The following is a 20,820-nucleotide window of genomic DNA, read 5'->3' as shown; positions in this document are numbered from 1 at the left end:
CGACGGGACGGCGCCCGGCCTGCGGACAGGCCGGGCGCCGTCCCGTCGCGGAGGGCGTCAGCCCTCTTGTGTACGGCCTTCCGGCGTACGGTCGCCGGAGGGCCGACGCGAGCCGCGCGGGGTACCGACCTTGCCCGAGCGCAGGTAGTCGGCGACCAGCGCGTTGACCTCGGTGGGCTTCTCCAGCAGGGAGGCGTGCCCGCAGTTGCGTATCTCGGTGTACTCGGCGGTGGGGATCAGGTCCGCGAGTTCCCGCGACAGGTGCCGGGGCGCGACGATGTCGTGCTCCATGCCCACCACGAGCAGCGGCACCCGCACCGCGGCCACCTCCTCGTCGCTGGGCCGGAAGGCGGTGCTCGCCTCGGCGTGACCGATGGCGCCGTGCCCGCCCGACTCCGCGAGACCCGCCAGCCCGTCCAGGTAGGGCGCGATGAACTGGTCGCGGTTGAGCGCCCGCGGCCCGAACAGGTACATCGCCCGGAAGGCCCCCTCCAGCAGGGCCGGCACCTTGTGCCCGTTCTTGAGCCGGTCCACCGCCTCGGCCTGGATGGCCTGTTGCAGCTTGCCGGGTTTCCACGGGACGCCGATGAGCGCGGCGCGCTCGATCAGCTCGGGGCGCTTCATCGCCAGCTCCAGCAGGATCATCGCGCCCACCGAGTAGCCGATGTAGGTGCACCGGCCCAGCTCCAGCGCCTCGTTGAGGGCGGCCAGGTCCTGCCCGAGCAGTTCCACCGTGTAGGGCGGAGGGGTCTCCTCCGAGGGGTGCACCCCCCGCAGGTCGAAGGTGACGACGCGGTATCCGGCCTTCGTCAGCTGCGGCACCTGCATGGTCTCGAACAGGGACGCCTGGTGCTGTCCGGGGACGAGTACGACCACGGGGCCGTCCTCCGGACCGTAGATGTCATAGCTCAGCGTGACGTCCGTGGGCAGTGTGACCTTCATGGTGTTCCCTTCTGTGGGCGCTCAGCCGGTGACCAGGCGCTCGAAGTCCTGACGGTTGGGGCCGACGTGTTCACGCCGGAGGCCGGGGTGCTCGCGCAGGAACGCGAGCACCCGGCGGGCCACCTTGCGATCCCGCATCAGCTCGGCCGGGGTGAGCAGCATGTGGTAGACGCGCTCGGCGGCGACGCGCACATGCGCGTCCTCCTCGCGCAGCACGGCGAGGGCGGTGAGGACGCGGGCGGCCGGCGAGTCGTCGTGCGCTCCGCCGGCGAGTTCGGCGAGCCGGGCGGCGTCGGTGGCGACCTGCTGCTCGAACCACTGCCCCAGGCACCCCTCGGTGGCCTCGTGCGTGCGAACGGCCCAGTCGCGCGGGTCCTGGTCGAGGCGGTCGAGCCGGTCGGCGACGGTCCTGGCATGCGCCAGGGCCAGGGACACCCCCCGTCCGAAGGTGGGGTTGGTCTGTACGCAGGCGTCTCCCACCAGCGCGTAACCGGTGACCAGCGGCGCCCCGTCCGCGACCAGTGACCGGCGGCGGTTCTCCAGGCCGGCCATCGGCATCGGGTCGCCGACCGGCGTCGCCCCCTCGAGCCAGTCCCGTACCGGGTCCACGCTGGCCAGGAACCGCAGGTAGACCGGCCGGGCCAGCAGCCGGGTCCGTACGGGGTCGTGGGAGGAGATGGTGGTCGACAGGTGGAAGCGGCCGTTGTCACCGGGGAAGGCCAGCACGGTGGCGAAGTCGAGTTCGTGCACCACCGGGGCCCGCAGGGACGGGAACCGGCCGCCCGCGTCCAGCGCGAACTCCTGCGCGATGTAGGAGAACCCGCACGACTGGACCGTCTCCCGGGGCGGGGCGCCACCGATCGCGGTGAGCCAGGCGGCCACCGGGGACCTGCGGCCGGTGGCGTCGAGGACCACGTCGGCGGTCAGGTCGCCGCCCTCCGCAAGGCGCACCCCGCGCACGTGGGGCGGGCCGTGCGGCGTCCCGGCGGCCAGCAGGCCGGTGACCCGGTCGTGCAGCAGCGTGACCGACGGGTCGGCGACGGCACGGCGGCGCAGCGCGGCCTCGAAGACCAGCCGGCGGCTGAGCAGGCCGAGGTCGTCGCCACCCGTGTCCAGGGGCACGGCGACCGCGCCGCGGGCGGTCAGCTCCGCCAGCACCTCCGCGCACTCCTCGCGCAGCACCGCGATGCCCAGCCCCAGCAGGGCGTGCCCCTGGCGAGCGTGCGGCACGCCGCGCCGCTCCCAGTCGGTCACCTCGGTGTGGGGGCCGCCCTCGGGGGGCGGCCCGTCCCGTTCGACGACCGTCACCCGGTGTCCCCGGCGGGCGGCGAAGGCCGCGAGCCCGAGACCGGCCACTCCCGCGCCCAGTACGACGACGTCCGCCACGGTCAGCCGCTCTTCACGAGCAGGGCGAAGCGGCGCGTGGCGACGGCCGTGCACACCACCGTGACGCCCACGGTCCACGCGACGGTCCCGAGCACCGGCGCGGCCAGCGCGCCCCGATCGGACAGTCCGGTCAGCGCGTCGGCCGCCAGCGAGACGGGGTTGACGCTCACCGCCGGCCGGATCCAGCCCGGGAACGCCTCCAGCGGCACGTATCCGCTGGACATCAGCGTGAGCACGAGCGTGGGCATCTGGACGTAGCGCACGATGATGCCGGGATGCTGGGCGACGAGGGCGACGGCGACGGACAGCGCGCTGCACATCATGCCGAACAGCGCCACGATCCCGAAGAAGCCGAGCGCCGCCAGCGGCCCCCGGGAGAACCGGAAGCCGACCGTGTGGGCGACGAGCGTGACCAGGACGGCCACGCCCATGATCCGGACGAAGTCGCCGCCGATCCGTCCGGCGACGTACGCCCGCATGTCCAGCGGCATCGCCCGCAGCCGGTTGAAGACCCCGCTGCGGATGTCGCTCCACAGGGCGATCGCCGTGGTGAGGATCGAGGAGAACGCCGTGGTGAGCACGATCAGGGGGGCGAGCCGGCGCACGTAGTCGACGCCCTGGGTGTCGCGCACCAGCACGTTGAAGGCGGCCAGCAGCATGAAGAGCTGGAGCAGCGGGAAGGCGATGGTGACGATGATCATCATCCGGTTCCGGACGAACTGGCGGAGCACCCGTCCGGCGATGACGACGGAGGCTGCGGCCAGGGTGGCCGGCGCGGGCGAGGAGGACGGCGGCAGCGACGGTGCCGCCGTGTCCGGCGACTGCACGGTCATCGGATGGCCACCTTCCTGAAGGCGACGGTCGTGGTCCAGGCGAAGAGGGCGAGCAGACCCGCCACCCAGGCGAGGCCGGGCAGTGCCGCGCTCCAGGTGAGTTCGGTGGTCGACAGGGCGCGCAGCGTGTCGATCACCCCGGACACCGGGGAGACCCTGACGACCGGCTGGAGCCAGCCGGGGAAGAGGTCCGCCTCGACGAAGCCGGTGGAGAGCACCAGCAGCGGCAGGTACGGCAGGTGGAGCACCGCGCTGAGCGCCTCCAGGTTGCGCAGGCGCAGCGCGATGGTGGCCGTGGCCAGCGACAGGGCCACGGTGAAGGCCACGGCGAACAGCACGAAGCCCAGGGCGGCGAGCACCCCGTGGTCGAAGCGGAAGCCCGCCAGAAGCCCGGCGAGCACGACGGCGACGCTGGACAGGAGACCTTGGAGCGCCACCACGGCCAGATGCGCCAAGCCCATCGCGCCCATGTCGACCGGGCTGGTCAGCAGGCGGGAGAAGACGCCGCTCGAGCGGTCGGCGGCCAGGTCGGTGGCGCCTGCGATGGCCACGAACATCAGGGCCTGGACCAGGACGGTGGGAGTGACGAAGCGGCCGAACTCGATGCCCCGCTCGTCCAGCATGCCGGCGAAGGTGCAGTAGAAGATGGCGAAGAAGACCAGCGGCTGGACCACGGTGGCCACCAGTCCGCCCCGGGAGAACGAGCGCGACCGCAGGCGGTCGAAGAGCACCTGGAAGTCGTGCCGCCGGCCGGCCGGGCGGCCCGGGGACACCGGGGCGCCCGGCGCCACGACGCCTGGCATGGCGCTCATCGGGTGGTCTCCTTCGCCATCGGCTCGGTGAGGGTGAAGAAGACCTCGTCGAGCGTCGGCTTGGTGACCTCGATGTCGGCGATCGGCAGTCCTTGGCCGGCCAGCCGGCCGAGCACGGCGCCGACGTCCTCGGCGCGCGCCATGGGCACGGCCACCTTGTCGCCCTCGGCCGTCACGCCGGGGAGGTCGCCGAGGGCCTGCCGGGCCGCCGCGGTGTCGGCGGCGCTGGTCAGGGTGAGGCGGCACATGAGGCCGCCCACGTCGAGCTTCAGCTCGTCCGAGGAGCCGTCCGCGAGGACCCGGCCCTTGTCGATGACGACGATGCGGTCGGCCAGCTGGTCGGCCTCCTCCAGGTACTGCGTGGTGAGCAGGACGGCGACGCCCCGAGCGGCCTCGGCCCTGACCATGTCCCACAGGAGCTTGCGGCTGCGCGGGTCGAGGCCGGTGGTCGGTTCGTCCAGTACCAGCACCGGCCGCGGGACCACCAGGCTCACCGCGAGGTCGAGGCGGCGGCGCATGCCGCCGGAGAGGTAGCCGACCGGGGTGTACGCGGCTTCGGCCAGCTCGAACCGCTCCAGCATCTCGCCCGCCCGCTGCTGGGCCTCGCCCCGGCCCAGGCCGAGGAGCCGGCCGAAGAACACCAGGTTCTCGCGCGGGCTGATCTGTTCGTCGAGGGCGGCGAACTGCCCGGTGACGGCGATGTTGGCGCGCACCAGGGACGGGTCCGTGGCGGGGTCGTGGCCCAGGACGCGGATGGTGCCGCCGTCGGGTTGCAGCAGCGTCGTCAGGCAGTTGATGAGGGTGGTCTTGCCCGCTCCGTTGGGGCCGAGCAGGCCCACCACGGTTCCGGCCGGTATTCCCAGCGAGACGCGGTCGAGCGCGGTCTGTTCGCCGAATCGCTTGGTGAGGTCCGAGAGGAGGATCGCCTCGGTCATCGTGGCTCCTTCATTCCTTCATGACGTCGTCGTGCCGGGTTCGGTGGGGGTGGTCACGACGGCGTCCGGATCTCGACCTGGCTCAGGACGTAGCTGACGACCTGTTCGGTGGTCTGGATGGCACGTCCGGTCTGCTCGTCGATCGGCGGCAGGTCGAAGTCGTCCTCGATCGCGAACGCCATCTCCAGCAGGGCCAGGGAGTGGAACCCCAGGTCCTCGACCAGACGCATGTCTTTTCCCGCCTCGAACCGCTCCCGTTCGGGGGCGAGTTGCTCGATGATCGCGAGCACGGTCTCGCGCACCTCTTCACCGGAGTAGGACATGTGGTCTCCTGTTCTGGGGCAGGTCGGGCTCTGGCGGGGGGCCGGTCAGGCGGGGCCGTCGGCGGTGGCGGGCACCGCGTCGAAGACGTGTTCCTGGCTGAGGCGCTGCCACAGCTGACGGCGGCGGCTCTTGCCGCTGCTGGTACGGGGGATCGCGCCGCGCGGCACCTGGGCCACGTGCCGGCGGGTGCCGGGGCAGGCGGCGGCGAGCACGCCCTCCGCCACTTCGGCGGCGTGGGCGCCGAGTCCCTCCAGCACGGCCACGGCGTGCGGGCTCCCGTCCGCCTCGCCGAGCACGACGCAGACCCTGCTGAGGTTGAGTCCGGCCCTGGCGAGCATCAGCTCGACGTCCTCGGCGAACAGCGAGCGGGCGTGGACCTTGACGCTGTCGCCCAGCCTGCCCAGCACGTAGAACTCGCCGTCCTGCTGGAAGGCGACGTCGCGGGTGAGCAGCCGCCCGTCGACGAAGGCGGTGCCCTCGGCGCGGCCGGAGCCGCCCGCGAGGTAGCCGTCGGCCACCGAGGAGCCGGAGACGGCCAGTTCGCCGACGTGGCCCTCGGGCAGCGGCTCGCCGTCCTCGCCGACGACCTGTACCGTCAGGCCGTCCAGTGCCCGGCCGCAGCTCATCACCTGAACCGTCGCCCGGTCCGTGGACTCCTCCGCGAGGCTCACCTTCGCTCCGACCCTCAGTTCGTCCCGGTGCACGCGGACGGCGCGCGGGGTCTCCTCGACAGGCACTCCGGTGACGGCGAGGGTGCTCTCGGCCAGCCCGTAGGCGGGGGTGAGGGTGTGCGGGGACAGGCCGTGCGGGCGCATCAGCTCCGTGAAGCGGTCCACGAGCGCGGGGTCGATGCGTTCGGCTCCGACGATCACCGCCCGGGTGCGGGAGAGGTCGGCGCCCTCCAGGTCGGCGTGGCCGACCTTGTCGACGATGCGCTGCAGGCCGAACGCCGGGGTGGCGGTGATGGTGGCGGGCCGCGCGACCCGGTTGGCGTCGAAACGAGCGAGGTAGGCCAGCGGATGGCGCAGGAAGGTCTCGGGGCGGCACACCGCCAGCCGGTTGTTGCCGGAGACGGGCACCACGAGGCAGCCGATGAGCCCCATGTCGTGGTGCATCGGCAGCCAGGAGCACCAGGAGTCGTCGCGGCCCGCGCGCTCCCAGCCGCGGATCGCAGAGGTGTTGGCGTCGAGTGCGGCATGGCTGATCCGCACGCCGCGGGGGCGGCCCGAACTGCCCGAGGTGAACTGGACGAGGGCCAGTTCGGCGAGGTCCCGCCGGCCGGGGTCACCCGTGAGGAGTTCCTCCAGGAGCAGGACGCGGGCGCCTCGTCCGGTCTCGGCGAGGACGTCCACGGCGTAGTCGTGATGGGCGGCGTCGACCAGCACGGTGCCCGCGTCCACCGCCTCGACGACGGCGCGGACGTGGGCGCGGGCGGCCTCGCCCGACATCCGGGTGGGGGGCGCCAGCACGCTCACCACGCATCCGGCGGTCTGCACCCCGTAGAAGGCGGCGACGAGGTCGGGTCCGGTCGAGCACAGCAGCGGTACGACGGCCCCGCGGGGAACGCCCCGCGCGATCAGCCCGCCCGCGATCCGCAGCGCCGCGTCGGCGAGTTCGGTGTAGGGCCGGTAGGTGTGGGAGGTCTCGTCGAACATCTCCACACCGCTGTCGTCGCGGGGTGCGTCGAGCCAGTTCAGCGTACGGGGGCGACTCATCCATCACTCCTAGGCGGGGTGTCCCGGCGCCGGGATCTCGTCGGCGACGCTGGTGACGATAGGAGCGATCGCGGGGTGGTCCTTCGTCTCTTTCACGGCTCTGTTCGCCCCGGTCGGCGCGGCCCGGGGAACCGGGACACTGGCCGGCATGGACGAGTTCACGCCGTGGAGCGATGAGGACGCCGCCCGCTACCGTGCCGCCGGGATCTGGCGAGGGGTGCCGCTGGGCGACGCGCTGACGGAGACGGCACGGGTCTTCCCCGACCGTGTCGCGGCCGTGGACCGCGAGCGCCGCATCACGCACGGCGAGGTGCGGGCCGAGGCCGACGACATCGCGCGCGGCCTGCTGGCCCTGGGCGTCCGCCCCGGGGACCGGGTCATGGTCCAGCTGCCGAACGTCGTCGAGTTCCTCACCGTCACGGTGGGGCTGTTCCGGGCCGGCGTCATCCCGGTGTTCGCGCTGCCGGGACACCGGGAGAGCGAGGTACGGCACCTGATCGAGGCTTCCGGGGCGGTCGGTTACGTCACCACCGGCCGTTTCCAGGGCTTCGACTACCGCACCCTCGCCCGGTACGCCGCGTCCCTGCCCGGCGTCCGTACGGTGATCCTGGCGGACGACAGCGAGGGCCTGACCCCGCTGTCGCAGGTCCGCGCCCAGGGGGCCGGCGGCGGACCGCTGCCCGACGTCGATCCCTCCGGTGTGGCGTTCCTGCTGCTCAGCGGCGGCAGTACCGGCAAGCCCAAGCTGATTCCCCGGACGCACGACGACTACCTCTACAACATCGCCGCCTGCGCGCGGGCCCTGGAGTTCGACGCGGAGAGCGTGTACCTGGCGGCGAACCCGGCGGCGCACAACGCCGCTCTGGGATGTCCGGGAGTGCTGGGCGCGCTGCTGGTGGGCGGCAGGGCGGTGCTGGCCGCGAGCCCCTCCCCCGACGAGGTCTTCCCGCTGATCGAGCGGGAGGGCGTCACCCATACCACCGTGGTCCCCGCCCTGGCGGCGCTGTGGTCCAAGGTCGCCGCGCAGCGGTCGGTGGACATGAAGGGGGTCGTCCTCCAGGTGGGCAGCTCCAAGTTCGACGAGCAGGCCGCCGGGCGCACGCAGTCCGCGCTCGGCTGCCGCATCACGAACTGGTTCGGCATCGGCGAGGGTCTGCTCACGTACACGCGCCTGGACGACCCGGAGGACGTGGTGCACGGGACCGAGGGGCGACCGCTGTCCGAGTTCGACGAACTGCGCCTCGTCGACGAGGAGTTGCGGGAGGTTCCGGCGGGCTCCGTGGGCGAGCTGGTCACCCGCGGCCCGTACACGATCAACGGCTACTGGAACGCGCCGGAGGCGAACCGCACCTCCTTCACTCCCGACGGCTTCTTCCGCACCGGCGACCTGGCCCGGCTCACGCCCGAGGGCAACCTGGTGATCGTCGGCCGTGCCAAGGACGTGATCAACCGGGGCGGGGAGAAGGTGTCGGCCGACGAGGTCGAGGGGCACCTGCGCAGCCACGAGGCCATCGACGACGCCGCCGTGGTGGCCCGGCCGGACGCCGGGCTCGGCGAGGGCGTCCTCGCCTTCGTGGTCCCGAGCGGGGGGCCGGGGAAGTCGCCTTCGCTGGTCGAGATCAAGCGCTACCTGGCGGGCAGAGGGCTGGCCACGTTCAAGCTGCCCGACGAGGTACGCGAACTGCCTGTGCTGCCGCGCACCCCGGTCGGCAAGATCGACAAGGTGGCGCTGCGGGCGACGGCGGCATCCGGTTGACCCACGCGACGACGCACCCGTACTCCGGCAGGGCCCGTGCGACGGCCGTCCCCGGCGTGATCCGGACGCTGCTGCCCGCTTACGCGGCGGCCCTTGAGTGCACCCGGGAGCTGACGGAACCCGCGCTCTTCGAGGCGGAAGGGCGCGAGGTGGCCGACGCGCTGCCCGCGCGCCGCGCCGAGTACGCGACCGTCCGGCGGGTGGCACGCGCCTGCCTGGCCGAACTGGGCGTCCCGCCCGCCGCCCTGGTGCGCGGCGCCGACGGGGCGCCCCGGTGGCCGGCCGGGACGGTCGGCTCCCTGACGCACTGCCGGGGCTACCGAGCGGCGGCGGTGGCGCGGTCCCGGGACGCCGACGGTGTGGGCATCGACGCCGAGCCGTGCGCGCCGCTGCCCTCGCGGGTGCTGACGGGAGTGACCTCGGCGGCCGAGCGGGCCCACCTCGCCGAACTGGGCGCGCGACGGCCCGGCGTGCCGTGGTGCCGGATCCTGTTCAGCGCCAAGGAGGCGTACTACAAGGTCTGGTATCCCGCGACGGGGTCCTGGCTCGGCTTCGACGACGCCGAGGTCGTCCTCCAACCGGGCCGTGACCAGGGGGAGTTCATGGTACGGCCGGTCTCCGGCGGGGCCCGGCGGGCCCGCCGCGCGGACGCCGCCTTCGATCCCGTCGCCACCGGTTTCCCGGCCCTGCCCGGACGGTGGGCCGCCGGCGCGGGCGTCGTCGTCACCGCGATCGCGGCACCGGCGGGCTTCCTCCCGCGCCGGGCTCAGGCGGGCCGCACCGCCACCGGCACGCTGCGGTGCGCCCAGTAGGGGAACCGGAAGCCGCCCGCGCTGGGTTCCCACACGCCCTCGCCCGCCGACTCGATGTCCGCGAACCGGGCGACCAGCCGCTCGAAGACGACCGCCCCCTCCACCCTGGCCAGCGCCGCGCCGAGACAGTGGTGCACTCCCCCGCCGAAACTGAGGTGCGGGTTGGGCGACCTGGTGAGGTCGGCCCGGCGCGGGTCGTGGAACACCCGCTCGTCGTGGTTGGCGGAGGCGAGCAGCAGCACCACCACGCGTCCCTTGCGGACCGTCAGTCCGGCGATGTCGATCGGTTCCAGGGCCAGCCGGGTCGTGGCGTGGATGGGCGCGTCGTAGCGCATGAACTCCTCCAGCGCGCTGCCGGAGATGCCCGGGTCCTCCCGCAACTGCCGCTGGGTGTGCGGCTGCCGCACGAGGAGGTCGCCGCCGGTGGCGATGGCGTTGGTGGTCGTCTCGAAGCCCGAGTAGTAGACGAACAGGGCGTTGTCGATGATCTCCTCGTCGGTCAACGGCTCCTCGCCGTCCTTGACCGCGGTGAGCATCCGGGACAGCAGGTCCTCGCCGGGGCGGCGTCTGCGCTCGCGGACGAGCTGGGCCATGTAGTCGCGCAGCTCCACCACGGCCCCGTGCGCCTCGCGTTGCTTCTCCGGCGGGATGAACACCGCGAAGGCCTGGGCGAGTGAGGTGGAGAGGCGGGCGATGTCGGCCCGGTCGGGGCCGGGGATGTCCAGCAGCTCGCTCATCACCGTCATCGGTACGGGCACGGCCAGGTCGGCGACAAGGTCGAAGCGGCGCTCGTCGGCGAACCGGTCCAGCATGCCGTCGACGAGCCGGGCGATGGGCTCGCGAAGCGCGCGCACCATCGCCGGGCTGAGCGACTTGACGAGCAGCCGGCGCAGCCGGGTGTGGGCGGGCGGGTCGCGGTCGACGACGATGCGCCGCAGATAGTCGTTGGCCGGCCCTTCGCCCACCGACACCGCCTGGTACTGCTCGGGGAACTCCCGGCCCAGCCGCGGGTCACGCAGCAGCGCGGAGACCTCCTCGTGCCGCGGGAAGACCCACTGTCCCGGGCCGCCCCGGCAGACCGGGCCGTACTCGCGCAGGCGGCGGTAGACCGGGTACGGGTCGCGCAGGGCACGCGCGTCGTCCAGCAGGAAGCGGGGCATGTTCAGCACGGTGTTCAACGCTGCGTCACCTCCCGGCACCCCTTGGGTGCGCGGCTCGGGTCCGGCGGTTGCCTGGCCGCCCAGTCTGCGAGCCCGGGGCGGGGTGCCGGGCGGCGGTGAAGGACTGGCGACAGGTTCCCCCGCCCTCGCTCCCGGGCTGTCAGGCTCCTTGCCGGACACCACGCGCGGAGCAACAGGAGGTGCCGGCCGTATGCGAGAGCTGCCCGTCAAGTTCGACTCCCGCGATCCCGCCGTGGTCGCGGACCCCTACCCGGTGTATGCCGCTCTCCGCGAGTCCGGCCGCCTGGCCCGGGGCGCGGCCGGCCAGTGGGTGGTCTCGCACCACCAGGACGTCAGCCGGCTGCTCAGGGACCGCCGGCTCGGTCACGAGTACCCGCCGGAGTACCACGAGTTCTCCACCGGGGCCGGGCCCGCGAACGAGTTCCTGAAGCGGATCGTGCTGGACCAGGACGCGCCCGCGCACACCTTCCTGCGGGGCATCATGCAGCGTTCGTTCAGCCCGAAGCTGATGCGCAGGCTGGAGGACTACGTCGCCGGCCAGGTGGACCGGCTGATGGCCGAGGCCCAGGACCGGGCGGGCCCGGGCGGCGTCCTGGACGTGGTCGGCGACCTGGCCTTCCCGCTGCCGGTCACCGTGGTCTGCGAGCTGATCGGCATCCCTGACGTGGACCGGGACGCGGTGCGGCCCCACGCGGTGGAGCTGGCCAAGGCGTTCGCCCTGTACGTACCCGTGGAGGAGAGGCCGGCGGCGCACGCCGCGGTGACCTGGCTGCGGGCCTACGTCTCGGCGCTGGTCGACGAGCGGTCGAAGCGGCCCGCCGACGATCTGATCAGCAACCTGCTGGCGGCGCAGCGCACGCATCCCGGCTTCGACCGGGAGACACTGGTCGACAACGTGGTGTTCCTGTTCTTCGCGGGCTTCGAGACCACGACCAATCTGATCTCCACGATCTTCTCCGGGCTGCTGCGGCACCCACGGCAGCTGGCCCTGCTGCGCGACCGGCCGGAGCTGACGGTGCCGGCTGTCGAGGAGTTCCTGCGCTACGACGCGCCGATCCAGGCCACCGCGCGCTATGTGAGGGAGCCGGTGGAGATCGAGGGCCGCACCGTGCGCGCGGGCCGCATCCTGGTGCTGCTGCTGGGGTCCGCCAACCATGACCCGGCCCGGTTCGCCGACCCCGAGCGGCTCGACATCACCCGGGACCCCAATCCGCACGTGAGTTTCGGTGGCGGTGTGCATCACTGCCTGGGCGCGGCGCTGGCCCAGGTGGAGGGGCGTGCCGTGCTGCGGTGGCTGGCGCACGCACCGGCCGTACCGACCGCGGCGGGCACCGTGGAGCGGCGGCCCAGCGTCACCTTCCGGGCCTACCGGAGCATCCCGGTGAGGCTGGAGCCCGCCGAGCGACCACGGGCCGCGCCCGCGCCCTGACCTGGCCGGTCCGGCGGCGGCCGGTCCACGGCGACGCCACCCACCGACTCCCCCGGCCCCGACCCCGCCGGTCCCGCGGCGGTCGGTCCACGGCGACGCGACCCACCGACTCCCCCGGCCCTGCCCGCCGCGGGGCACGGCGACGCGCCGGCCCCGGCCGCTTTCGTGCTCTGCCGTCTCCGGACCCGCCGCCTCTGCTGGGGCCGCTCCACGCCTGCGCGGGGCCGGCTGCGGCCCGGCGCGACGCCTGTACGGGGCCGCCCGGGCCGGGGGACAGCGCACCGCTCCCGCGCGGAGCGGGAGGAACGGGCGGAGCGGGAGGAGTGGGCGGAGCGCGAGGCCCCGCTACGGCACGCGCTCCGCGGAACGGACGCCCAGGGCCCCGGCCGCACTCATCGCCGTGGCGGTCAGCCTCGCGCCGCGCTCCGGCAGGCCGGCGCCCCGGCATACGGCTGCCAGACCGAGCAGCGCCCTGCGGTACGCCTCGATCTCCCGGGCGCCGGCAGTCCCGGCGTCGTCCGCCCCGCCGCTCTCCTCGTCCCGGCGGCCGTCCTCCGGGGCCAGGACGAAGCGCAGGTTGCGCGCGAGCTGCGCCGCCGCGACGAAGAACCCGTCCTGCCGGGAGGCGCACAGCGTCTCCACCATCGCGGGCAGTTCCCGTTCGCAGATCTCCGTAGCCTCTTCACGGCTGTTGATCTCGGGCAGGTGGGAAACGGCGTCGGACCCGGTGCCGGCCCCGTCGTCCGGCCGCCCGAGCAGGAGGCAGCTTCGCGAGGTGACCGCCAGATAGTGGGCGAGCAGCCGGCGGAGCGCGGAGCGCCGCCCGCTGCCGCACAGGAGCCGGTCGAACTCGCCCGTACCCGCCGTGACACCGGCCATGAGCCCGTGCAGGGCGTAGTAGCCGATGCGGGGCTGTTCGAGGAGGTTCACGTCGAGCAGGCCCTCCAGCAGCAGCTCGGCTTCGGCCGGACCGGTGTCGAGCAGCGCCGCCGCCTCGTACACGCCGATGCTGGTGTCCGGCACCAGGGCCAGCACGCACAGGGCCTGGCGCTGCGCCTCGGTCAGCGCGTCGAAGGAGAGCTGAAGCACCGACCGGACGCTCCGGTCGCCCACCTGGAGCTCGGCGGGCCGGCGCCGCACGTGGGTCAGGCGATCCACCAGATGGGACAGCGTCCAGGTGGGGCGGCTGCGCAGCTTGGCGGCGGCCAGGCGCAGTGCCAGCGGAAGTCCTCCGCAGTAGTCGACGAGCTTTTCCGCCGCCTGGGTCTCCAGTCCGTCCCCGAGCAGCCGCTCCAGCAGTTGCCGGGAGTCGCCCGCGCTCATCCGGGAGGCCGGGCAGGGCTCGGTGCCGTCGAGGCCGTAGAGGCGACGGCGGCTGGTGATCAGCACGAGGGAACCGTTGCCCGGCGGCAGCAGCGGCACGATCTGCGCCTCGCTCGCGGCGTTGTCGAGCAGCAGCAGCACCTTGGCGTCGGCCAGCCGGGCACGCCACATGGCCACCTGGCAGTCCAGGTCCGCCGGGATGCGCTGCGCCTCGACCCCCAGTGAGCGCAGGAGCACCTGAAGCACCTCGGCGGGTTCGCGGGGCCGCTCGCACGGACTGAACGCGTGCAGGTCGACGTAGAACTGGCCGTCCGGGAAGTCCGGGGCCAGCCGATGGGCCGTGTGCAGGGCGAGAGCCGTCTTGCCTACTCCGCCCATGCCGTCGACGCAGATCAGCAGCGGCCCCGGGCCCCGGGAGCCCGCCCTGGCGGTCCGCAGCAGGGTGTCCACCTCCTCCCGTCGGCCGACGAAGTCGGCCGGCCCGTGGGGAAGGGTGCAGGTGGCTCGGACGGCCACCTTGTGGCCCCGTGGTGTCATGTGCTGTCTACCCGCGTCGAATTCGGTGATCGCGGACTGTTGTTCATAATCGCGGGGCGAGGCCCCGGCCCGCAGGTAGGTGTGCGCGTCACCGCACAGCACCGCTTCGTGCACCTGGGCCAGCAAGTGATCGGGGTCGAGGCCCAGTTCGTCGCGGAGCAGGGTGCGTATCTCGGCGTACTCGGCGAGCGCGTCGGCCTGCCTGCCGGAGAGGGACAGCGCGAGCATGAGCTGTGCGCGCAGGTCCTCCGCGAGCGGGTGCTGCGCCACGAGGTCCCGCAGGTCCTCTATCACCAGCGCCGGTGGCGACGAGCGCAGCCGCAGCGAGATCAGTTCCTTCTGGACGGCGAGCCGCCGCTCCTCCACCACCCGGGCGGCCGCGCGGATCGGTCCGCTCTCCAGATCATCGGCGTCGACTATGTCGGCCGCCACCTGTCCGCGGAAGAGGGACAGGGCCGCCTGCAGTTCCTCGATGCGCCGCGCCTCGCCCACTCCGCTCTCCGCGAGTTTGCGGACCCGCAGGCGGCGCTCGTTGAACTCGACGAGATCGGACTCGACCGCGCTGACGTTCAGCCGGTAGTTCGGGCCGTCGGTGAGCAGGTGCGCGCCCGCGCCCGGTATGGAGTGGCGGAGTTGGGCGACCGCCTTGCGCACCTGGTTGGAGGCGGTCGCCGGGCAGCACGAGCCCCAGACCGCCTTGGCGAGGCGGGGGGTGCTGAGGACTTCGCCGGGGGACAGCATCAGCAGGGTGAGCACGCGACGTGCCACGGTGCCGGGCAGACGGACCGGCGCGCCCCCGCGACGCACGGCGACCGACCCCAGCACCTGAAAACGCAGCCCCGCTTCCGGCGCGGTCATACGGCCGGCTCGCGGAACGCGGGCCGTGCCGTCGGGCGTGCCGACTCAGGGGTGACGGAGCTCAGACACCGATGACGGACGGACGGCGCCCTCCCCCAGCGCCGAGGCCGCGCAGCCCCCGCCGCGCGCACGTGCTCGTGGCGACACCCACCTTGTTCCAGCACCACGCCATCCCCAACCGGCTGAGTCACGAACAAAGAACTGCCCCGCCTTTGGCCGAAAGGAGGGGAACCCAAGGGAAGACAGACAAGTGGCCCACTGTGGCCCCCAGACATCGCAATCTGACACGAGAAGCGCACAGACGCGCAGTCGCTACCCACGAACACCAGTCGCAAACGAGCCCGAATCAGTCCCGCCACACTCCGGGGACAAATATGACCATCATCGCGCGATTCGCGGGTCTCAGCGTCCGGAATATTGCATTCTGTCACTCGTCGTCGACGCCAAATCGGCCGGAAGTGCGCGGCCCCCTCAGCACCTCACGCCCCGCGAACACCCGGCCACAAGCACGCGGGCGCGTGCGGCGGGTGACCTGTACCGAGCCTTACGGTTTGAGCCGGTCGCGTTCGGCGACTTCCTCCCGCAAGCGGTCACATGCCCTTCACGGCCGGTTCGAGGATCGCGACACACTCAACGTGGTGGGTCATCGGGAACAGGTCGAAGGCCCGCAGCGTGCGTACCCGGTACCCGTGGTCCGCGAAGTAGGAGATGTCGCGCGCCAGGGCGGCCGGGTCGCAGGCCACGTAGGCGATGCGGCGGGCGCCGAGGGTGGTGAGGTGGGCCACCGTGGTGCGGCCGGCGCCGGCGCGGGGCGGGTCGAGGACGACGAGGTCGACCTCGGTGATGCCCGTGCGGGGGAGGACGGAGTCGACCTTGCCCTGTTCGACGCGGACGCGCGGGAAGTCGGCGAGGTTGTGGCGGGCGTCCTCCACCGCGCGCTTGCCGGACTCGATGCCGAGGACCGCGCCCTTGTCGCCGACGCGGTCGGCCAGTGCGCCCGCGAACAGGCCGACGCCGCAGTACAGGTCGAGGGCCATGTCGCCCTTGCGCGGGAGCAGGCCCTGCATGACCGCCGTGACGAGGGTGTCGGCGGCCTTCGGGTGGACCTGCCAGAAGCCGCCGCCGCCGACGCGGTGGGTACGGCCGTCGGCGCGTTCGCGGACGAAGGGGCGGCCGTGCACGCGGTGGACGCCGCCCGTCTTCTCGTCGACCCGGAGGACGGAGACCGGCTTGTCGAGTTCGACCAGCGGGAGGCGGGCGCCGGGGCGCGGGGTGAGGATCACCTGGCGGTCCTGGGAGCCGGTGGCGGCGATCGCCTCGACGGACTCCATGCCCGTCCAGTCGCGCTGCTCGATGCCCAGTTCGCTGACGCCCTCCGCCGCGATCATGCAGTGCTCGACCGGCTCGACCTCGTGCGAACGGTGGCGGCGCAGGCCGGCCTTCCCGGTGGCCGGGTCGACGGCGTACTGCACGCGCGTGCGCCACTGCGGCACCTCGCCCGCGGGCAGCTTGTCGCCCTCGGCGGGCATCACGGTGCCGTCCCAGCCGGCCTCCTCGGGCGTGAGTCCCGCGAGCCGCTTCAGCTGCTCGGCGATCACCTCGCCCTTCAGGCGCCGCTGGGCGCCCGGCTTGGCGTGCTGCCAGTCGCAGCCGCCGCAGCGGCCGGGGCCGGCGTAGGGGCAGGGGGCCTCGACGCGGTCCTTGGACGCCTCCAGGATCCGTACCGCGTCGGCGCGCAGGAAGCGGGCGCCCTCCTCGCCCTCCGTGACCCGGGCCACCACCCGCTCGCCGGGCAGCGTGTGCCGTACGAAGAGCACCTGGCCCTCGGCGGTGCGGGCGATGCAGTGGCCGCCGTGGGCGACGGGGCCGATCTCGACCTCGTACTCCTCCCCCACCAGCGAGCGCGGCCGCTCCTGTGCGCGTGCCCCGGCCGCCTGCGGCTTCTTCGGTTCTGCGTGCATGGCGGGACTACTCCAGACAGAGGGGGAAGGGGCGGCCCGGCCCCCCGCGGAGGCCGATGGACGCCGACGGAGGCCGAGGAAGGCCGGCGGAGGCCGGCAACAGCCCACCAGTCTACGGGCTCGCCGCGGGCCCCGGTTCCTCAGTCCCGCGCGCTCGGCTCCTTCTCCCGCTGGCCGACGCCCTGCGCGGGACCGCGCCGCACCGCACCCGGCGCGTTCCAGTCCTGGCGCCTGCGGGCGCGCAGCTTGGCGGCCTCGGAGGAGGCGAGCTGGTAGGGCACCGAGGTGACCATCACACCCGGCGTGAACAGCAGGCGGCCCTTCAGGCGCAGCGCGCTCTGGTTGTGCAGCAGGTGCTCGTACCAGTGGCCCACGACGTACTCGGGGATGATCACCGAGACCGCGTCGCGCGGGGACTCCTTGCGCAGGCCCTTGACGTACTCGATGACCGGGCGGGTGACCTCGCGGTAGGGCGAGTCGAGGACCTTCAGCGGTACGTCGATGCCGCGCCGCTCCCACTCCTCGCGCAGCGCCTTGGTCTCCGCCGGGTCGACGTTGACGGTGAGCGCCTCCAGGCTGTCGGAGCGCATCAGCTTGGCGTAGGCGAGGGCGCGCAGGGTGGGGCGGTGGATCTTGGAGATGAGGACGACGGAGTGCACCCGGGAGGGGCGGACGCTGTCGTCGCTCGGGCCCTCGGGGGCGGCGATCTCCTCGGCGACGCGGTCGTAGTGCTTACGGATCGCGGTCATCGTCGCGTAGAAGATGCACATGCCGAGCAGGGCCACCCACGCGCCGTGGGTGAACTTGGTGACCAGGACGACGACCAGCACCAGGCCGGTGAGGAAGGCGCCGAAGGCGTTGATGGCGCGGGAGCGGATCATGTGCCGGCGCTTGGCCTGGTCCTTCTCGATGGCCAGGTGGCGGTTCCAGTGGCGGACCATGCCGGTCTGGCTGAGCGTGAAGGAGACGAACACGCCGACGATGTAGAGCTGGATCAGCCGCGTGGAGTCGGCGCCGTACAGGACGGTCAGCAGGGTCGCCGCGCCGGCGAGCAGCACGATGCCGTTGGAGAAGGCGAGGCGGTCGCCGCGGGTGTGCAGCTGGCGGGGCAGGTAGCGGTCCTGGGCGAGGATCGAGCCGAGCAGCGGGAAGCCGTTGTACGCGGTGTTCGCGGCCAGGAACAGCACCAGGGCGGTGGCCGCCGCGAGGATCACGAACAGGAAGCTGCCCTTGCCGAAGACGGCCTCGGCGACCTGGGAGATCACCGGGTTCTGGACGTAGCCGGAGCCGAGCGGGCTGCCGTTGTGGATCAGGTCGGTGGCCGGGTTCTCGGCCATGCGCACGTTGGTCGACATGGCGAGGGCGATGATGCCGCAGAACATCGTCACGGCCAGCAGGCCCATCATCGCCAGCGTGGTCGCCGCGTTCTTCGACTTGGGCTTGCGGAAGGCCGGGACGCCGTTGGAGATCGCCTCGACGCCGGTGAGCGCGGCACAGCCGGAGGAGAAGGCGCGCAGCAGCAGGAAGATCAGCGCGAAGCCCGCGAGGCCCTGGTGCTCGGCCTTGATGTGGAAGTCGGCGGTGGGCGCCCGCATGGTGTCGCCGAGCACCAGACCGCGGAACGCGCCCCAGGCGATCATGATGAACACGCCGCCGACGAAGACGTAGGTCGGGATCGCGAAGAGCGTGCCCGACTCCCTCACACCGCGCAGGTTCATCACGGTCAGCAGCACGATCACGACGACCGCGCACAGCACCTTGTGCTGGACGACGAAGGGCACGGCCGAGCCGAGGTTCTCGATGCCGGAGGCGATGGAGACGGCCACGGTCATGACGTAGTCGACGAGCAGGGCGCTGGCCACCGTCAGGCCGGCCTTGGCGCCGAGGTTGGTGGTCGCCACCTCGTAGTCGCCGCCGCCGCTGGGGTAGGCGTGCACGTTCTGCCGGTAGGAGGCGACCACCGTGAACATGAGCACGACCACCGCGAGGGCGATCCACGGGCTGAAGTGGTACGCCGACACGCCCGCGATGGACAGGACCAGCAGCACCTCTCCGGGTGCGTACGCCACGGAGGACAGCGGGTCGGAGGCGAAGACGGGGAGCGCGATGCGCTTGGGCAGGAGCGTTTCGCCGAGCCGGTCGCTGCGCAGTGCGCGCCCGATCAGGATGCGCTTGGGCACGTCGGTCAGTTTGGACACAACAGAGGATCGTAAGCCTTCGAACACGGTATCGCCCACCTGCCACCCCCTTAGGGGGCGCGTGGGCGTCCTCGGCGGTCAGGAGAAGGGGGATTCCCGCTGCTCGAGCATCTCGTTCAGGGTGTGCTGGATGGTGTCCCGCACCTCCCCCGCCAGCTTCTCCACCACCAGCGGGTCCTCGGCCGCGTCCGCGGGGAAGGCGTCCACCGTGATCGGGGTGCCGAAGCGGATGGTCCACTTCGTCGGCAGCGGGATCAGCCCCAGGACGCCGAGCAACGGGAAGGTCGGGGTGATCGGGAAGTACGGCAGCCTCAGCATCCTGGCCAGCGTCCGGGACTCGCCGATCATGGGATAGATCTCCTCGGCCCCGACGATCGAGCAGGGCACCAGGGGCGCCCCGGAGCGCAGCGCCACCGCGGCGAAGCCGCCCCGGCCGAACCGCTGCAACCGGTAGCGTTCCTCGAACGGCTTGCCGAGGCCCTTGTAGCCCTCCGGCATGACCCCGACCAGTTCGCCGGAGCCGAGCAGTCTGAGCGCGTTCTCCGGGCAGGCCCGTACGTGCCCCGCCTTGCGGGCGAGGTCGCGGACCACGGGCAGGCCGAAGGCGAGGTCGGCGGCGAGCAGCCGCAGCCGGCGGTGCGCGCTGTGGTGGTCGCGCAGCGCGACCTGGAGCATCAGGGCGTCCAGCGGCAGGGTGCCGGAGTGGTTGGCGACCAGCAGCGCGCCCCCGTCGGCCGGGACGTGCTCCAGGCCCTCCACCTCGACCCGGAAGTACTTCTCGTACAGCAGCCGGAGCGCGGGCAGGATCAGGTCGTCGGTCAGCTCCGGGTCGAACCCGAAGTCGTCGGCGGCACCCTCGTCGGAGGTGAGCCTGGCCAGCGTCTCGGCGGCGCCGGCGAGGACCTCGCGCAGCAGCTCGGCGGTCAGGGACGCCTCGGGCCCTCCGAAGGGAACGTCTCCGGTCACTGGTGCCTCTTCTCGGATCGTGGGGTCGGCGGGGCGGGCCGGTACGCGGTGCGGCGTGCCCCTGGGGGGTGGGGCCGCCGCACCGCGCCCGGGTCGGCGGGCCGCGGCGCGCCCGCCGACGGCCGTGCCGGTACGCGTCAGGAGACGGTGCCGGTACGCCTCAGTAGACGTACGGCACGAACTTCGCCGTCTTCGACGCGTACTCCTGGAACGCGTCGCCGTAGTGCTCGGCGAGGTACTTGTCGAGCATGGGGATGTTGACGAAGACGAACATGCACACCATGACCAGGGGGATGGCGAACGCCCAGATCGTGCCGGTCACCAGGGCGAACCCGGAGAACAGCACCGCGTCGCCGAAGTAGTTGATGTGCATGGAGTACTTGAACAGGCCCTCGGTGTAGAGCTTGCCCTTGTTCTCGGGGTGCCGCTTCCACAGTTTGCGCTGGTACTCGGAGCCCGTGTTGAGGTAGGAGCCGAGAACGTAGAGGGCGACTCCCACCCAGGGCAGCACGCCCACGCCGGCGGTGTTGGTGCCGCCGGTGTACGCCATGGTGCCGTGGATCACCAGGACCCAGATCCCGATGGTGACGGACTCCGACCACTCCATCTTCCGCTGCAGCATCACGAAGTTGGTCGCGATGAACCGCAGCAGGTACACGACCGACAGGGCCGCCAGCAGCACGCGCCGTGTGGTCGCGGCCTCGTGCAGGTCCGCTCCGAACCAGTCGCCCACGGTGTGCGTTCCGCCGAAGAGGAACCACACCGCGAGCGCGACGGCGATCGTGTTGAAGGCCGTCACCACGGTCTTCGGGCCGGTCGACGGGTCGTAACCGCCGTACATCACTCACTCTC

Annotated in this window: 16 protein-coding genes; 3 read left to right on the top strand and 13 right to left on the bottom strand. The window is 72.6% G+C overall.

Annotated features, from left to right (window positions below; translation table 11 throughout):
- Positions 1-57: 57 nt before the first annotated feature.
- From IE217_RS13210 to IE217_RS13180, 7 genes are read right to left on the bottom strand one after another with little or no spacing between them, the layout of a single operon-like run.
- On the bottom strand, positions 58-942 hold the full coding sequence (locus tag IE217_RS13210; RefSeq protein WP_190178021.1) for an alpha/beta fold hydrolase: 885 nt from the start codon (positions 940-942) through the stop codon (positions 58-60).
- A gap of 21 nt (positions 943-963) precedes the next feature.
- Entirely contained in the window at positions 964-2,328 is a 1,365-nt protein-coding gene (locus IE217_RS13205; protein ID WP_190178020.1) for an NAD(P)/FAD-dependent oxidoreductase, read from the bottom strand.
- Positions 2,329-2,330: 2 nt separating this feature from the next.
- Positions 2,331-3,161, bottom strand: coding sequence for an ABC transporter permease (locus IE217_RS13200; RefSeq protein ID WP_190178019.1), 831 nt, complete (start codon positions 3,159-3,161; stop codon positions 2,331-2,333).
- Positions 3,158-3,973, bottom strand: a complete 816-nt coding sequence (locus tag IE217_RS13195; RefSeq protein ID WP_190178018.1) for an ABC transporter permease — start codon at positions 3,971-3,973, stop codon at positions 3,158-3,160. The genes IE217_RS13200 and IE217_RS13195 overlap by 4 nt, the downstream gene beginning before the upstream one ends.
- The gene (locus tag IE217_RS13190) at positions 3,970-4,908 is read right to left on the bottom strand and encodes an ABC transporter ATP-binding protein (RefSeq protein WP_190178017.1); all 939 of its coding nucleotides are present in this window, start codon (positions 4,906-4,908) and stop codon (positions 3,970-3,972) included. The genes IE217_RS13195 and IE217_RS13190 overlap by 4 nt, the downstream gene beginning before the upstream one ends.
- A gap of 53 nt (positions 4,909-4,961) precedes the next feature.
- The gene (locus tag IE217_RS13185; protein WP_190178016.1) at positions 4,962-5,231 is read right to left on the bottom strand and encodes an acyl carrier protein; all 270 of its coding nucleotides are present in this window, start codon (positions 5,229-5,231) and stop codon (positions 4,962-4,964) included.
- 45 nt (positions 5,232-5,276) lie between these two features.
- Positions 5,277-6,947 (bottom strand): AMP-binding protein, encoded by a 1,671-nt coding sequence (locus IE217_RS13180; protein WP_190178015.1) that lies wholly within the window; start codon positions 6,945-6,947, stop codon positions 5,277-5,279.
- A gap of 148 nt (positions 6,948-7,095) precedes the next feature.
- Here IE217_RS13180 and IE217_RS13175 point away from each other — a divergent pair, with 148 nt between their 5' ends.
- Entirely contained in the window at positions 7,096-8,703 is a 1,608-nt protein-coding gene (locus IE217_RS13175; protein WP_229865255.1) for a (2,3-dihydroxybenzoyl)adenylate synthase, read from the top strand.
- Positions 8,704-8,759: 56 nt separating this feature from the next.
- Complete coding sequence (locus IE217_RS13170; RefSeq protein ID WP_190178205.1) at positions 8,760-9,515, top strand: 4'-phosphopantetheinyl transferase family protein; 756 nt, start codon at positions 8,760-8,762, stop codon at positions 9,513-9,515.
- Here IE217_RS13170 and IE217_RS13165 read toward each other — a convergent pair.
- Positions 9,470-10,684: a cytochrome P450 gene (locus IE217_RS13165; protein WP_229865294.1), complete on the bottom strand. Its 1,215-nt coding sequence runs from the start codon at positions 10,682-10,684 to the stop codon at positions 9,470-9,472. The genes IE217_RS13170 and IE217_RS13165 overlap by 46 nt on opposite strands.
- A 202-nt stretch (positions 10,685-10,886) precedes the next feature.
- On the opposite strand from IE217_RS13165, the gene IE217_RS13160 reads away from it, so the two are divergent.
- On the top strand, positions 10,887-12,125 hold the full coding sequence (locus tag IE217_RS13160; RefSeq protein ID WP_190178012.1) for a cytochrome P450: 1,239 nt from the start codon (positions 10,887-10,889) through the stop codon (positions 12,123-12,125).
- A 345-nt stretch (positions 12,126-12,470) separates the two neighbouring features.
- On the opposite strand, the gene IE217_RS13155 is transcribed toward IE217_RS13160, so the two are convergent.
- The 5 genes from IE217_RS13155 to IE217_RS13135 form a co-directional block, all read right to left on the bottom strand.
- Positions 12,471-14,843: an AfsR/SARP family transcriptional regulator gene (locus IE217_RS13155; protein WP_229865253.1), complete on the bottom strand. Its 2,373-nt coding sequence runs from the start codon at positions 14,841-14,843 to the stop codon at positions 12,471-12,473.
- A gap of 590 nt (positions 14,844-15,433) precedes the next feature.
- Positions 15,434-16,804 (bottom strand): class I SAM-dependent RNA methyltransferase, encoded by a 1,371-nt coding sequence (locus tag IE217_RS13150; RefSeq protein ID WP_190178011.1) that lies wholly within the window; start codon positions 16,802-16,804, stop codon positions 15,434-15,436.
- Positions 16,805-16,944: 140 nt separating this feature from the next.
- A complete protein-coding gene (locus IE217_RS13145) occupies positions 16,945-19,002 on the bottom strand; it encodes an APC family permease (RefSeq protein ID WP_190178010.1) in 2,058 nt (685 codons plus the stop codon).
- A 78-nt stretch (positions 19,003-19,080) separates the two neighbouring features.
- A complete protein-coding gene (locus IE217_RS13140) occupies positions 19,081-19,968 on the bottom strand; it encodes a lysophospholipid acyltransferase family protein (RefSeq protein ID WP_190178009.1) in 888 nt (295 codons plus the stop codon).
- 160 nt (positions 19,969-20,128) lie between these two features.
- Positions 20,129-20,809 (bottom strand): DUF1295 domain-containing protein, encoded by a 681-nt coding sequence (locus IE217_RS13135; RefSeq protein WP_190178203.1) that lies wholly within the window; start codon positions 20,807-20,809, stop codon positions 20,129-20,131.
- Between the last annotated feature and the right edge of the window lie 11 nt (positions 20,810-20,820).

The sequence above is a fragment of the Streptomyces naganishii JCM 4654 genome (assembly GCF_014650575.1).
Taxonomy (GTDB): Bacteria; Actinomycetota; Actinomycetes; order Streptomycetales; family Streptomycetaceae; genus Streptomyces; species Streptomyces naganishii.
This window is presented reverse-complemented; position numbering and strand designations above follow the sequence as displayed.